A 13,754-nucleotide genomic window follows, 5' to 3' on the forward strand; every position below is an offset into this window, starting at 1 on the left:
GTCAGGGCCGAGCAGACGCCGACCATACGCCGGGAGGGGGGAACCGCACCGTCACCGTGAGCCCGCCCTCATCGCGGGCGTCGAGGCGCAGCTCGCCGTCGTGCACCTGGACGATCCGGGCGGCGAGCGCGAGCCCGAGCCCGGCGCCGCGCGGGGCCGCCCCGCCCGCGGTGCGTCCGGCGCCGCGCACGAAGGGCTCGGTCATCGTGGCGAGCAGCGCGTCGGGCACCACCGGTCCGGTGTTGACGACCGCGACCTCGACCGCTCCGTCGGGTGCGGTCCGCGTCGCGACGACCACCCGGCCGCACTCCGGCACGTTGTGGCGGACGCCGTTCAGCACGAGGTTGCCGAGCAGCTGCCGCACCAGCACCGGATGCCCGTCGAAGGAGCCCTCGCCCAGCTCGTCGACCACGACGATCCCGGAGGCCTCGGCCAGCGGGCGCAGCTCGTCGACGACGTCGGAGGCGGTCTCGGCGATGTCGACGGGCTCCCGGAGGAGCGGCTCGGACGAGTCGAGGGCCGCCAGGGCGAGCACCGCCTCCACGATCTCGGTGCCCCGCCGGTTCGTCTCGTCGAGGCGCCGGAGCGTCTCGCCCGGGTCGCCGCTCCCGGGGTCGGCGAGGGCCGCGTCGAGGATGCTGCGCGCGATCGCCTGCGGGGTCCGCAGCTCGTGCGAGGCGTTCGCCGCGAACCTCCGCTGCTCCGCGAAGGAGCGCTCCAGCCGCTCGAGCATCGAGTCGAAGGCGTCGGCGAGCAGGCCGAACTCGTCGGCTCGGCCCCCGAGCCCGACCCGCCGGTCGAGCGAGCCGGCGGCCACCTCCCGGGCGACCGCGCTGATCCTCGCCAGCGGGCGCAGGATCCGCCCGGCGAGGAACCAACCGCCGATCAGCCCCACCACCGCCAGGGCGAGGAGCACCTGCCACACCCGCGGGAGGAGTGCCTCGATCAGGTCCGTGCGGCTCGGCACGAAGGGGCCGCCCGCGTCGATCTGCTCATCGGGCACGAAGCGGAGGACGTAGAACAGCAGGGCGATGAGCGCTCCGCCCGCGACGAGGAGGAACCCCGCGTAGCTGAGGGTGAGGCGGAGGCGGACGCTCACGGTGCCGAGGCGCCGGGGTCGACCATCCCGTAGCCGACGCCCGGCTCGGTGCGGACGACCCAGGGGTCGCCGAGCCGCTTGCGCAGCGAGGAGATCGTGATGCGGACGGCGTTGGTGAACGGATCGGCGTTCGCGTCCCAGGCCCGCTCGAGCAGCGTCTCGGCGCTCACGATCCCGCCGCGCGCGGCCATCAGGACCTCGAGCACGGCGAACTCCTTGCGCGTCAGCGCCACGTAGCGGTCGCCGCGGTAGACCTCGCGGCGGAACGGATCGAGCCGGAGCCCGGCGAACTCCAGCACCGGGGGCGCGCCCTCGGCCGGCCGGCGCGCGACGGCCCGCAGCCGCATCACCACCTCGCGGAGGGCGAAGGGCTTGGTGATGTAGTCGTCCGCCCCGAGCTCGAAGCCGCGCACCTTCTCGTCGAGCCGGTCCGCCGCGGTCACCATCAGCACCCGCACCGGCAGCGCGTCCGCGACGATCCGCCGCAGCACCTCGTCGCCGGGGATGCCGGGCAGGTCGCGGTCGAGCAGCACGGCGTCGTAGTCGGTGACCGCCAGCTGCTCGAGGGCCGTCTCGCCGTCGGGGGCGATGTCGGCCGCGATCGCCTCGAGGCGCAGCCCGTCGCGCACCGCCTCGGCGAGGTAGGGCTCGTCCTCGACGATCAGCACGCGCATGCCGTCATGCTACGGACCGGGGCGTATGGCGGGCGTCTGGTGTGCCGGGGCTCGCTCCCCGCACTCTGCTCCCCGGCGTCTGCTCGTGGCCGCGTCAGCCGAGCACGCGGATCGGCGCTCCCGAGGCCCAGGCGCGGATGCACTCCAGCGAGTCGGCGAAGAAGCGTCGGTAGGTGTCCTCCGTGACGTAGCCCAGGTGCGGGCTGAGCACGGTGCGCGGGGCGCTGCGCCAGGGGGAGTCCGAGGGGAGCGGCTCCTCGTCGTGCACGTCGAGGGCCGCGCCGCCGAGCGCGCCCCGGTGCAGGGCGTCGAGGAGGGCGGGTCCGTCGACGAGGGCCGAGCGGGCCGTGTTCACCAGCAGAGCGGTCGGCTTCATCCCGGCGAGCTCGTCCTCGCCGATCATGCCGCGCGAGCCGGGAGTGAGCCGGGCGTGCAGGCTGACCACGTCGGAGGTCGCGAGCAGCTCCTCCTTCGACACTGCGGCGGCCCCGGCGGCGACGGCCCGCTCGGTGTCGAGGTGCGGGCTCCACGCCACCACGTCCATGCCGAACGCCGCGCCGACCCGGGCCACCCGCGAGCCGATCGCCCCCAGCCCGAGGAGTCCGAGCCGGCGCCCGGCGAGGTCGCCGCCGATCGTCCGCTGCCAGCCGCCCTCGCGCACGGAGCGGTCCTCCTCGGGCAGGTGCCGCAGGGCGGCGAGGATCAGCGCCCAGGTGAGCTCGGCCGCGCCGGTGGTGCCTCCGGAGGCTCCGCTGGACACCACGACGCCCGCACGGGAGGCGGCGGCGAGGTCGATCGCCGAGTTCGCCCGGCCGGTGGTGACGAGCAGGCGGAGGGAGGGGAGCGCCGACAGCACCGCCTCGTCGAAGCGGGTGCGCTCGCGCATCGCGACGACCACGTCGAACGGCGCGAGCGCGGCGACCACCTCCTCCGCGGTGCCGAGGTGCTCGCGCAGCACGGAGACCTCGGCACCGCCCGGCACGTCCGTCCAGTCGACGGCGCGACCGGCGACCCCCTGGTAGTCGTCGAGGACGGCGATGCGGATCGGACCGGGCACGGTGGACTCCTTCTGACGGACGGCCGGACGGACGGGCGGGCGGTTCGGCGGCGGCGCGGATCAGGCGAGCGCCGACGGCACCACGACGAGCAGCAGCCAGCAGATCGCCGGCGCGATCGCGACCACGATCCCCGCGTTGACCAGCAGCTGACGGTAGAACCGGCCCCTGTCGATGTTCTGCGCGTTGGCCAGCACCAGGGCGCCGTTCGTCGAGAACGGCGACACGTCGACCACGGTCGCCGCGATCGAGAGCGCGGCCACGACCCCGACCACCGGCAGCTCCCCGAGCTGCAGCAGCGGCAGCGAGAGCGGGATGATCGCGGCCAGCAGCGCCGTCGAGGAGGCGAAGGCGGAGGAGATGCCGATCACGTAGCAGAGCACCAGCGCCACCAGGAGGGGCGCCCCGATGAGCAGCGCCATGTCGGCGAGGTCGTCGATCGTGCCGAGCTCCTCGAGCATCGCGATGTAGGTCACCATGCCGGCCACCAGCAGCACGGTCGGCCAGCTGATCCCGGCGATCGACCGGCTCGTGTTCTTCAGGTCGGTGAAGGAGAGGAGGACGCCCGCCGCGATCGCGACGAAGCTGATGGGCTGGTGCAGGACGAGCACGATCAGCAGGATCGCGGCGATCAGCACCAGCGTGAGCAGGCGGGTGCGGGTGAGCGGGATCCGCTCGGCCTCGACGGCGTTCGGCCCGACCGTGCGGATGGAGCCGGTGGCCGTGTACTCGAGGGTGCGGACGCGGGAGGCGACGGCGTAGACGACGACCGTGAGCACCGAGAGGAGCGTGTTGATCCCGAAGCTGGAGAGGAACAGCTGCCACGGGTCGAGCGTGAGGCCGGCGTCCTCGACGATGCCGCGGACGAGCACACCCGAGACCGAGATGGGGGAGAAGGCTCCGGCGTGGGCGCCGTTGATGGTCATGATGCCCATGACGAGGGGGCTCATCCGAGTGCGGCCGGCGAAGCTCATCGCGGCGGGGGCGATCAGCGCGACCGCGGCCGGGCTGAAGGTGCCGAGCGAGGTGAGGAAGGCCGCGACGAGGAAGAACACCCACGGGATGAGGTAGACCCGGCCGCGCACTGCCCGGATGCAGGCGTTCACCATCAGGTCGATGGTGCCGTTCTGCTTCGCCATGCCGAAGAAGTAGGTCACGCCGATGATGGTGAGGACGATCGACGCCGGGAAGACCTCGAGGATCTCCTTGTCGTCGTAGCCGAACGCGATCGCGCCGACGAGGAAGGCTCCGATGAAGCCGAGGAAGCCGATGTTGATCGGGAACACGGTCGCGATGACGAACATCACGACGAGGCCGATGAGGGGGATGATCTCGATAGACGACACTGTCTTCTCCTGATTGGTGCTGACGGTAGCGCGTCAGCGCGCGAGGGTCTGGTGGGTGAGCAGCTCGGAGTCGGCGATCCGGCGGGCCGCGCGCTGCAGGAGCACGAGGGTGGTGCCGGCGTCGGCCTGCACCTCGCAGCGGAGGGGGCCGCCGAGGGTGCCGATGCGCAGGGCGGTGGTCGACGGATCGACCCCCGTCGCGGTGAGGACGGAGCCGTCGACGCCGGCCGCGAGGGCCACGGCGACGGCGCTGGTGAGGCCGATGGTCGGGTGCGGGGCGTTCATCGAGAGCATCCGCACCGAGACGTCGTAGTCGGCGGCGGCGACGTGCTCGCCGAGCGAGGTGACGTAGTCGACGGCCGGGCCGACGACTCCGACCTTGGGCACCGCGTCGCCGGCCGCCTCGACCGACGGAGCCAGCCCCATCGCGACCGCGGCGTGCGCGCGGATCCGGCGCAGCAGCGGCACGTGGGCGAGCAGGTCGATCTCGCCGGCCGCCGGTCCGAGGCCGAGGGCGCTCGCCGCGACGAGCACCACGGGGGCGCCGGCGTCGGCGAGGGTGACCTCGAGCTCCCGTCCGTCGACCGCGAGCGTGGTGAGCGGGCCGCCGCCGGGCCAGAGCGAGCCGGTGGAGGAGCCGGCCGGGTCGACGAACGCCAGGTCGACCGCCGTGCCGGTCCCGCGGACGCCGGGGACCGAGACCTCCTCGGAGGAGCCGCCGGCCACGCGGGCGTCGACGACCGCCGAGGTGTTGAGGTTGCGCATCCGCACGCCGGTGAAGCCGTTCTCGTCGCGGGGGAGGCCGAACTGCTCGACCGCCCAGAGGGCGACGGCGGTGGCGCAGTTGCCGCAGTTGCTGCCCCACTCGACGACGTGGGCGCCGATCGCGACCTGGGCGAACAGGTAGTCGATGTCGATGCCGGGCTCGGTGCTGCGGCCGACGACGACCGCCTTCGAGGTGACGGAGGTGCCGCCGCCCACGCCGTCGAGCTGGCGGGGGTCGTCGGCGCCGAAGAGCTCGATGAGGAGCTCGGCGAGGGCGTCCCGGTCGGCGGGGACGGCGTCGCGATCGAAGAGCCAGCACTTGCTGGTGCCTCCTCGCATGAGGGTGGCGGGAATGCGCACGGTGCCTCCTGAGCGTCGGTGATGGGCTCACGCTACGAATCAGGAGGCTTCGGCAAAATCTCAAAATGCTACGGAGGCCTTAAGCAGAGCTACACTCGGCCATGGCCACCTTCGATCTCGTCACGCTCGATCTGCTCCTCGACGTCGTCGAGACGAGCACCCTGACGGGCGGCGCCGCCCGCTCCCGGATGACCACCTCGGCCGCCTCGCAGCGCATCGCCAAGCTCGAGCAGCTCATCGGGCAGCCGGTCCTGGACCGTCTTCCGCGGGGCGTCCAGCTCACCGAGGCGGGGCGGGTCCTTGTCGAGCGGGCGCGGGCGGTCCGCCGGGAGCTCCGGGCCGCCGAGGGGGAGCTCGAGGCGATCCGCGGACTCGAGCGGGGCACCGTGCGCCTCGGGTCGTTCCCCACCGTGAGCGCCTCGCTCCTCTCGGACGCGCTGAAGGACGCCCACGCGGCCTGGCCGGGGATCGAGATCCGCGTGCAGTCCGCTCTCCGCCCGCAGCTGATCGACATGCTCAGCTCGGGCGAGATCGAGCTGGCGCTGCTGTGGAGCTACGCCTGGACGGAGGAGACCGAGAAGAACCTCGTGCTGCGCCGCCTCGTGCAGGACGAGACGATGCTGCTGGTCGCCGCGGACAGCCCCATCCAGGACGGCGTCCCCCTCCGCTCGCTCGCGCGCGAGCAGTGGATCACGCGCAACGGAGGCCACCCCGCCGCCGACGTGCTGTACCGCAGCTGCGCGCGCGCCCGCATCACCCCGGACGTCGTCTACGAGGCGTACGACTACCAGGAGGTGCAGGCGATGGTGGCTGCGGGCGTGGGCATCGCGATGGCGCCGCGGCTCGCGCTGGCGACGCACCGGGACGACGTCCGGGCCGTCTCGTTCCGGCAGGCCGACGCCGTCCCGGCGCGGACGATCTACCTCGCGACGCTGGCCCGGCGCGTCGAGACCCCGGCGATCCGGGCGCTCTCGGAGGCGGTCACCCGCGCCGCCCGGGCCTTCGCCGCCGCGGCCTGACGGCGGCTCTCAGGCGCGCGGGCCGCGGGCCAGCAGGGCGTGCAGCAGCGGCAGCGCCGACGTGATCATCAGCACCGTCCCGAAGCCGCTGTCGTCCGGGCGCACGACGGCGCCCGCGATCAGCAGGCCCGCGAACAGCACGGCCGAGATCACGCGGCGGACGGTGCCCTCGAGCCGGTTCAGCCGGCGCTCGATGGTGGGGACGGTGACCGCGAGCTCGCCGTCGTCGAGGGTCGTGACGAGCTCGTCGAGTCGGCGCGGCAGGCGCCAGATCAGGCCGAGCGTGTCGACGGCCTGCTTGCCGACGTCCTGCACGACGGAGCCGCGCTCCTCGCGGATCAGCTGCTGCGCGTAGGGCTCGACCGAGTCCCACAGGTTGAAGGCCGGGTCGAGCGCGCTGCAGACGCCCGAGGTCAGCGACATCGCGCGGATGACGAGCAGGAAGTTCTCGGGGAGCTGGAACGGCAGCGCGCGCACCACGTCGCCGAACTGCACGGCGAAGTCGCGGAACTCGCGCGGATCCACCTCCCGCAGCTCGGCGAAGCCCATGCCGCCGAAGCGGGCGAAGAGCTGCGTGAGCGCCCGCTCCAGCTCGCGGGAGTCGGCCGAGGGGAGGAGGACGCCGACCGCGCGGGCCGCGTCGACGAGCCCCTTGCCGTCGCGGGAGGCGGCGGCGATCAGCATCCGGCGCAGGCCCGCGCGGGTGCTCGGCGGCACCTCGCCCATCATCCCGAAGTCGATGAAGGTGAGGCGCCAGGGCAGCTCGCCCCCGGGGGTCGGCGTGACGAAGACGTTGCCGGGGTGCGGATCCGCGTGGAAGTAGCCGTTGGTGAAGAGCTGGTCGAACATCACGGCCGCGAAGACCGGAGCGACCTCCCGCGGGTCGATCCCGGCGGCCAGCAGCGCGGCGTGGTCGGTGATCTTGATCGCGGTGACGTCCTCGAGCGTGAGGACCTTGCGGGTCGAGCGCTCCCAGACCACGTCCGGGACGGCCACCCGGGCGTCGCCCGCGAAGTCGGCGGCGAAGCGGACGGAGTTGGCCGCCTCCTGCAGGTAGTCGATCTCCTCGAGGCTGGTGACCGCGAACTCCTCGACTAGCGCCGGGGCGTCGACGCGGTCCGAGACCAGGCGCACGTGGCTGAGCCAGCCGCCGACGCGGCGCAGAGCCGCGAGGTCGACCTCGACGATCTGGTCGATCCCCGGCCGCTGCACCTTCATGATGGCGGCGGAGTAGCCGGTGTCCTCGGCGTCGACGGGGGAGAGCCGGGCGCGGTGGGCCTGCCCGAGGGAGGCGGCGGCGACGGGCGACTCGTCGACTCCGGCGTAGGCGCGCTCGAGCGGCAGCCCGAGCTCGGACTCGGCCAGCGCCCGGATCCGCGGGAACGGGACGGGCGGGACCTCGTCCTGCAGCCCCTCCAGCTCGCGCGTGATCTCGGGCGGCAGCACGTCCAGGCGCGACGACATGAACTGGCCGACCTTGATCATCAGGCCGCCGAGATCGACCGCGAGCACGTGGAAGCTGCGGGCGAAGCGGCGCATCCGGCCGGGCCGGGTGCGGAGCGCGACGCGCGTGAGCCCCACCCGCGGCAGGAGCAGGTCGAAGAACCAGGTGACCGCGAGATGCCACGCGGCGAAGCGGAGGATCCGGCGGTAGCGCCGCCGGTCCTCCCGCTCTCGGTGGCCCGGGGCGGCAGGACCCGGGCTGACCGAGGCCACCCGGGTCAGTCCTGCGCGAGGATCGCGTACAGGCGGCGGCGCACGTCCTCGAGTTCGGCGACGGCCTTGCGGATCTGCTCGGGGGTGCCCGAGCGTCCGACCTGGGCCGCGGCCTGGGCGAGCTCGAGGCCCGCCTTGGGCAGGGCGCCGAAGTCGACGTGGTCGGAGTCGTTCCACGGGGTCGAGGTGCCGTGCTCGGCGACCGTCGCGCGGCCGGCGTCGGTCAGCGTGTAGGTCTTGCGGCCGTTCTGCTCGTCGGCCGTGATGAGGCCCTCGTCCGCGAGGAGCTGAAGGGTCGGGTAGACGGAGCCGGGGCTCGGCTTCCAGTCGCCTCCGCTGCGCTCCTCGATCTCGCGGATGATCTGGTAGCCGTGCATGGGCTGCTCGGCGAGGAGCGCGAGCACCGCGGTGCGCACGTCCCCGCGGCCGACCCGGGAGCCGACGCGCTTCTCCATGCGGGAGCGGGCCTGCTCCATCGCGCGCCAGATGCTCTCGATGGGCGTGCCGGTGCCGAACGCGCCGGTCGATGACGATCCGTTCATGATGACCTCCTGTTTCTCCGAACGATACTCAGCGATATGGGTGGCGACTGTGAACGACTGCCGCGTCGGCTCAGAGCTTCGCGAGCTTCGCCCGGGCGACGAGGAACAGCCCGTACATGACCAGTCCTGCGCTGACGAGGGTCAGGGCGATCGTGCCGTACGGAGGGACGTCGAGGAAGCGGATGGCCCCGTCGAGCCCGGTCGCCTGGCGGGCGTCGCCGGTCAGCGCCGCGACCACGAAGATCCCGCCGGCCAGGCCGAGCGCGAGCCCCTTCGTGATGTAGCCGGTCGCACCGAGGATCAGCACGGCGGTCCCGGTCGGGCCCTCGGGGATGCGGACGAGCTTGCGGAAGCCGCGCCGGATCCCGATCGCGACGAAGCCGATCCCGCTGCCCAGCACGATCCCGCCGACGATCACGAGGATCACGACGCCGACCGTGCTCGTCAGCAGCTCGGTGTTGATGCGGCGGATCGTGGCCGAGGAGCTCGTCGAGCCGCCGAGCGCGAAGACGAGCGTGGTGCCCGCGAGCGTGAGCGAGGCGAAGCCCTTGCCCGACTCGACGATCCGGCGGCCCAGGCGGGCGGCGAGGCCGGGTGCGGAGGAGCGCCCGCCGAGGGAGAGCTGCCAGAGGCCGAGCGCGACGAGCCCGACCAGCGCGGCCCAGACCACCACGAGCCCGACGGGGGAGTCCGCCATGCGCCCGATCGCCCCGGACGCGTCCGCCTCCCGCGAGGTCTCGTCGCTGACCGCGACGCGCAGGGCGAGGCCGCCGATCAGGAGGTGGATCAGTCCGTTGACGGCGAATCCCGTGCGGGCGAGGCGCCGGAAGCGCCGGGTCCGGACTCCGGCGCGCGGCGACGGCACGCTCGCAGTGGACATCGCGCAACCCTCTCATCCCCGGCGGCCCCGGCGCCTCCTGACCCGCCGACGCGCGTGAGGGACCTGCTCCGGCGGCGGCGGCTCGAGAGGGGGACGGGCTTGCGGCGTCAGCGCGGAGAGAGGGCCGCCGAAGCGCGCCGTCCCGCCCTCCTCGTCGGAACAGCACCGCCCGTCAGCAGCAGCCGCAGGCCTCGGAGTCCTCCCTCGTCAGCGCGGAGATCGGCGTCGTGCAGGACTCGCCGCGCCAGGCCTCCAGGCCCTCGCGGACGGCGACCGCGGCGATCACGAGGCCGGCGACGGGGTCGGCCCACGTCCATCCGAGCGTGCTGTTCAGCAGCAGGCCCACCAGGACGGCGGCGGAGAGGTACGAGCAGAGGAGCGTCTGCTTCGAGTCCGCGACGGCCGAGGCCGAGCCGAGCTCGCGGCCGGTCCGGCGCTCGAGCAGGGAGAACGCGGGCATCACCAGCAGGCTGACGGCGGCCAGCACGATGCCGACGGGGGAGTGCTGGGCCTCCGAGAATCCGAGCAGCGCCCGGACCGAGTCGACGGCGACGAACGCGGCCAGGCCGAGGAACGAGACGGCGATCACCCGCAGCGCGGCGCGCTCGCGCGCCTCCGGATCGCGGCCCGAGAACTGCCAGGCGACGGCCGCGGCGGAGAGCACCTCCACCACGGAGTCGAGGCCGAAGGCGACGAGCGCGGTGGACGAGGCGACCGTCCCGGCGGCGAGGGCCGCGATCGCCTCCACCACGTTGTAGCCGATCGTCGCGCCGACGATCCAGCGGATGCGCCTCTGCAGCACGCGGCGGCGGGCGGGGAGGAGCGGAGCGCGCAGGGCGGTCATGCGCAGCGGCAGTCGTCGCCGGAGCAGCAGTCCGGATCGACGACCAGGGCCAGGCGGAGCAGGTGGTCGAGCGCCCCGGCGATCCGGGTCTCGGCCAGCCGGTACCAGGTGTACCGGCCGTCCTTCACGGCCTCCACCAGCCCGCATCCGCGGAGGCACGCGAGCTGGTTCGACATCACTTGCCGCGAGACCCCGAGCGCGTCCGCGAGGTCGGAGGGGACGGCCGGAGCCTCGCGCAGCGCGAGCAGGATCCGGGACCGCGTCTCGTCGGCCAGGGCGGATCCGAGGCGCGCGAGAGCAGCGGAGTGGGTGAGGGTCGCGGTGGCGGGCACGGGAGCGACGATACACGCGATGCTGTATCGAGCGCGAGGGCGGTGGTCTCTCCTCGAACGTGCGAGCCCCCCCTCCTGCTCCCCCCGTCGGGTGGGCGGACGGGCCGCACTGCCGCGGATCCCCGGGGCCGGCCTCCACGGCGCGCCGCGTACGGCCCGTGCGCCGTGCCAGGATCCCCTTGATCACGGCGCCCGTCCGCCGCTCCGCCGCTCGGTCTCCTGGAAGGGCCACGGACCCGCCTTGCTCGATGCCACGACCCTCCGCGTCGCCTTCGGGGTCACCGCCCTCACCCTCTTCCTGCTGTTCGCGCTGGTCACCTACCGGTCGACGCGCTCGTCCTTCAGCTTCTGGTGGTGCACGGCGCTCGCGCTGTTCATGGGCGGCTCGCTCGCCTACCTCCGCGACGGCACGGCCGACCAGGTGTGGGCGAATCCGCTCGGGAACGGGCTCATCGTGGCCGGCGCCGCCGCGGTCTGGGCGGCGAGCCGCTCCCTCCGCGGCCGACCGATGCCGTGGTGGCTGGTGGTCGCTCCGACCGTGGTGGTGACGGGCGTGTCCAGCCTCGACTCTCCCGCCGTCAACGACTGGTCGGGAGGGCCGCTCTACCTCGCCTCGATGGCGCTCCTCATCGGCCTGTCGACCCGCGAGATCGCGCTGCTCGGCGCCGGACGCTCGCGCACGCGCTGGCCGCTGCTGCTGAGCTCCGGCGCCCTCTCCCTCTACTACGCGCTCCGGTTCGCCGTGTTCCTGGCCGCGGGGCTGCGCAGCGAGCTGTTCGCGACCTGGTTCGGGACCCCGACCACCACGCTGATCACGCTGGTGCTGCTGGTCGTGGTGTCGTTCAGCATGGCCTCGCTCAGCGGCGAGCAGGTCGCGCAGATGCTCACCGCCGGCGCCGCCCGCTCGCGGCAGGAGCTCGCCGACGGCGAGAGGGTGCAGCGGCGGCTCGAGCCCCGCTCGGTCCCGGACCTCCCGGGCTACGACGTCGCCGGCGCCTGCGTGCCCAGCGGGACGGTGAGCGGCGACTTCTTCGACTGGCGCTGCACGCCCGACGGGCTCGCCGTCACCGTCGCCGACGTGATGGGCAAGGGGGTCGGCGCCGCGATGATCGCGGCCACGGTCCGCGCCGCCCTGCGCGTCACTCCTCCCGCCCTCGGCCCCGCGGCGACGATGGCGCTCATCGACCGGGTCGTCGAGCCGGATCTGTCGGCGAACGACGCGTTCGTCACGCTCCTCCACCTGCGGCTCAGCGCCTCGACCGGCGACATCGCGCTCGTCGACGCCGGCCACGGACTCGGGATGGTCTGCCGCGCCGACGGCTCGCGCGAGCGCATCCCCTCCGCCCACCTGCCGCTCGGCCTCCTCGGCACGCAGGAGTGGGAGCCGACCGGCCTCCGGCTCCACCCCGGCGACCTGCTGCTGATCTGCAGCGACGGTGTGCTCGACCTCTTCGACGGCTCCCTCGCCGCCCTCGACCGGGTGGCCGACGCGGCCGTCGCCGCCCCGGCGACCGCCGCCGACGCGGTCGCCGGCGTCACAGGCCTGGCGGCCGAGGGAATGCTGGCGGACGACGTGACCGTGGTGGCGATCCGGCGGACCTCGGGGAGCTGACCCGGCTCGTGCCCGCCCCGCCTGCAGGCGCAGCGTGTCGGCAGCAGGTCGGGGCCGGGAGCGCGCCTCATTCCGATCGCCGACGTCGTTCCGGCGACGAGGTGCTACGGTGTCACCTGCGGCGTCTGAAGCGCTTCAATCACAGCTCTAGGTTCAAGGAGGAACCCATGCCCAGCACCAGCATGAAGTCTCGACGCACGGTCACCGCCCTCAGCGCGGCCGCTGTCACTCTTCTCGCCCTCACCGCCTGCAGTGGTGGAGGCGGTGGCGGCTCGGCCGCTGCCACCGAGTTCACCTTCCTCGCGATCAACGAGAACACGACCATCCCCGCGGTCCTCACCTCCCTGAGCGAGAACGAGTGCTCGGCGGAGAACGAGGCCCTGCCGCTGAAGATCAACAAGCAGGCGCAGGGCTCGCTCGACCAGCAGCTCCAGCTGCTCGGCGGCCAGAACGCCCTGCCGTCCGCTTTCGTGTCGGCCAACTCGCCCGACCTGATGAAGGACCTCTTCGCCGCCGACAAGGTCGCCGACTTCACCGGTTCGGACATCGCGAAGAGCTTCGTGCCGGTCGCGGCGTCGAGCATCGCCTCCATCTACGGCGACACGACCATGGTCATGCCGACCGAGCTCAACATCGAGGGCATCTGGTACAACAAGCAGATCCTCAAGGACAACGGGATCACGATCCCGGACTCCTGGGACTCCCTGGTGTCGGCCTTCGACACGCTGAAGGCCGCGGGCGTGCAGCCCGTCTCCGCGGCGGGCAAGGGCGGCGACGGATGGGGCGTCACCCGCTGGGTCGGCGCCTACCTCTACCGCGAGCTCGGCCCGGACGCCATGAGCAGGATCGAGAGCGGTGAGGCGAAGCTGACCGATCCCGAGTACGTGAAGGCCGCCGAGCAGGTCGCAGCGCTCGGCTCGGCCGGCGACTTCGGACCGTCGCCCTCGTCCATCGACTACGCCACGGCTCTCAACAGCTTCCTGACCGGCGACGCCGCCTTCATCTACATGGGGTCCTGGGCCGTCTCGAACTTCACCGACGAGACCGCCAACAAGATCGGCGTCGACAACGTCGGCTTCATGCCGTTCCCGACCGTCGACGGCGGAGTGGGCACCACCGACCAGACTCCCGCCAACGTCGGAACGAGCATCGCGTTCTCGAAGACGGCCTACGAGGACGAGAAGGTCCAGAACTGGGCCTCGTGCATCTCCGAGAACTACGCGGCGGCCGCGCTGCGCGAAGCCGGGCAGATCTCCGGATTCACGGTGAACGGGGACGTCGAGATCCCCGCCCTCACCCAGCAGGTGCAGGACCAGATCGCCGCGACCGACCAGAGCGTGGCCTGGTTCGAGGCGCTCTTCGGCGCCAATGCCACCACGACGAGCCAGAGCAACGGCGGCCCGCTCGGCGCCGGTCAGGTCTCGGGACAGGACTTCATGAACACCGTGCAGTCCTCGCTCGGCCAGTAGCAGCCGCTCCGACGAGGGCGGGGCTCCGGCCCCGCCCTCGT

At 73.0% G+C, this 13,754-nt stretch carries 13 protein-coding genes; 3 read left to right on the plus strand and 10 right to left on the minus strand.

Features of this window, described 5'->3' with window-relative positions; genetic code table 11:
* Position 1 precedes the first annotated feature (1 nt).
* From C5C59_RS13040 to C5C59_RS13060, 5 genes are all read right to left on the minus strand, one after another.
* Positions 2-1,099, minus strand: coding sequence for a HAMP domain-containing sensor histidine kinase (locus C5C59_RS13040; protein ID WP_104238495.1), 1,098 nt, complete (start codon positions 1,097-1,099; stop codon positions 2-4).
* A complete protein-coding gene (locus C5C59_RS13045) occupies positions 1,096-1,773 on the minus strand; it encodes a response regulator transcription factor (RefSeq protein WP_104238496.1) in 678 nt (225 codons plus the stop codon). Before C5C59_RS13045 ends, C5C59_RS13040 begins: the two co-directional genes overlap by 4 nt.
* Positions 1,774-1,867: 94 nt before the next feature.
* Positions 1,868-2,830, minus strand: coding sequence for a D-2-hydroxyacid dehydrogenase family protein (locus C5C59_RS13050; RefSeq protein WP_104238497.1), 963 nt, complete (start codon positions 2,828-2,830; stop codon positions 1,868-1,870).
* A 60-nt stretch (positions 2,831-2,890) separates the two neighbouring features.
* Positions 2,891-4,174, minus strand: a complete 1,284-nt coding sequence (locus tag C5C59_RS13055) for an SLC13 family permease (RefSeq protein ID WP_104238498.1) — start codon at positions 4,172-4,174, stop codon at positions 2,891-2,893.
* Between the two features lie 33 nt (positions 4,175-4,207).
* Complete coding sequence (locus C5C59_RS13060; RefSeq protein ID WP_104238499.1) at positions 4,208-5,299, minus strand: PrpF domain-containing protein; 1,092 nt, start codon at positions 5,297-5,299, stop codon at positions 4,208-4,210.
* Between the two features lie 101 nt (positions 5,300-5,400).
* On the opposite strand from C5C59_RS13060, the gene C5C59_RS13065 reads away from it, so the two are divergent.
* On the plus strand, positions 5,401-6,318 hold the full coding sequence (locus tag C5C59_RS13065; RefSeq protein WP_104238500.1) for a LysR substrate-binding domain-containing protein: 918 nt from the start codon (positions 5,401-5,403) through the stop codon (positions 6,316-6,318).
* A 9-nt stretch (positions 6,319-6,327) separates the two neighbouring features.
* Here C5C59_RS13065 and C5C59_RS13070 read toward each other — a convergent pair whose 3' ends face one another.
* The 5 genes from C5C59_RS13070 to C5C59_RS13090 form a co-directional block, all read right to left on the minus strand.
* Positions 6,328-8,034: an AarF/ABC1/UbiB kinase family protein gene (locus C5C59_RS13070; protein ID WP_104238501.1), complete on the minus strand. Its 1,707-nt coding sequence runs from the start codon at positions 8,032-8,034 to the stop codon at positions 6,328-6,330.
* Between the two features lie 5 nt (positions 8,035-8,039).
* Entirely contained in the window at positions 8,040-8,576 is a 537-nt protein-coding gene (locus C5C59_RS13075) for a PadR family transcriptional regulator (protein WP_104224292.1), read from the minus strand.
* Between the two features lie 70 nt (positions 8,577-8,646).
* Positions 8,647-9,456 carry a DUF1206 domain-containing protein gene (locus C5C59_RS13080; protein WP_104238502.1) on the minus strand — a complete coding sequence of 270 codons (810 nt, stop codon included), beginning with the start codon at positions 9,454-9,456 and terminating at the stop codon, positions 8,647-8,649.
* Between the two features lie 172 nt (positions 9,457-9,628).
* Positions 9,629-10,300, minus strand: a complete 672-nt coding sequence (locus C5C59_RS13085; RefSeq protein WP_104238503.1) for a cation diffusion facilitator family transporter — start codon at positions 10,298-10,300, stop codon at positions 9,629-9,631.
* Complete coding sequence (locus tag C5C59_RS13090; RefSeq protein WP_104234042.1) at positions 10,297-10,632, minus strand: helix-turn-helix transcriptional regulator; 336 nt, start codon at positions 10,630-10,632, stop codon at positions 10,297-10,299. Before C5C59_RS13090 ends, C5C59_RS13085 begins: the two co-directional genes overlap by 4 nt.
* Before the next feature lie 241 nt (positions 10,633-10,873).
* On the opposite strand from C5C59_RS13090, the gene C5C59_RS13095 reads away from it, so the two are divergent.
* A complete protein-coding gene (locus tag C5C59_RS13095; RefSeq protein WP_104238504.1) occupies positions 10,874-12,244 on the plus strand; it encodes a PP2C family protein-serine/threonine phosphatase in 1,371 nt (456 codons plus the stop codon).
* Positions 12,245-12,411: 167 nt separating this feature from the next.
* Positions 12,412-13,713: an ABC transporter substrate-binding protein gene (locus tag C5C59_RS13100; RefSeq protein WP_181134907.1), complete on the plus strand. Its 1,302-nt coding sequence runs from the start codon at positions 12,412-12,414 to the stop codon at positions 13,711-13,713.
* The last annotated feature ends 41 nt before the right edge of the window (positions 13,714-13,754 follow it).

It is taken from the genome of Rathayibacter sp. AY1F4, assembly GCF_002931775.1.
Classification (GTDB): domain Bacteria; phylum Actinomycetota; class Actinomycetes; order Actinomycetales; family Microbacteriaceae; genus Rathayibacter.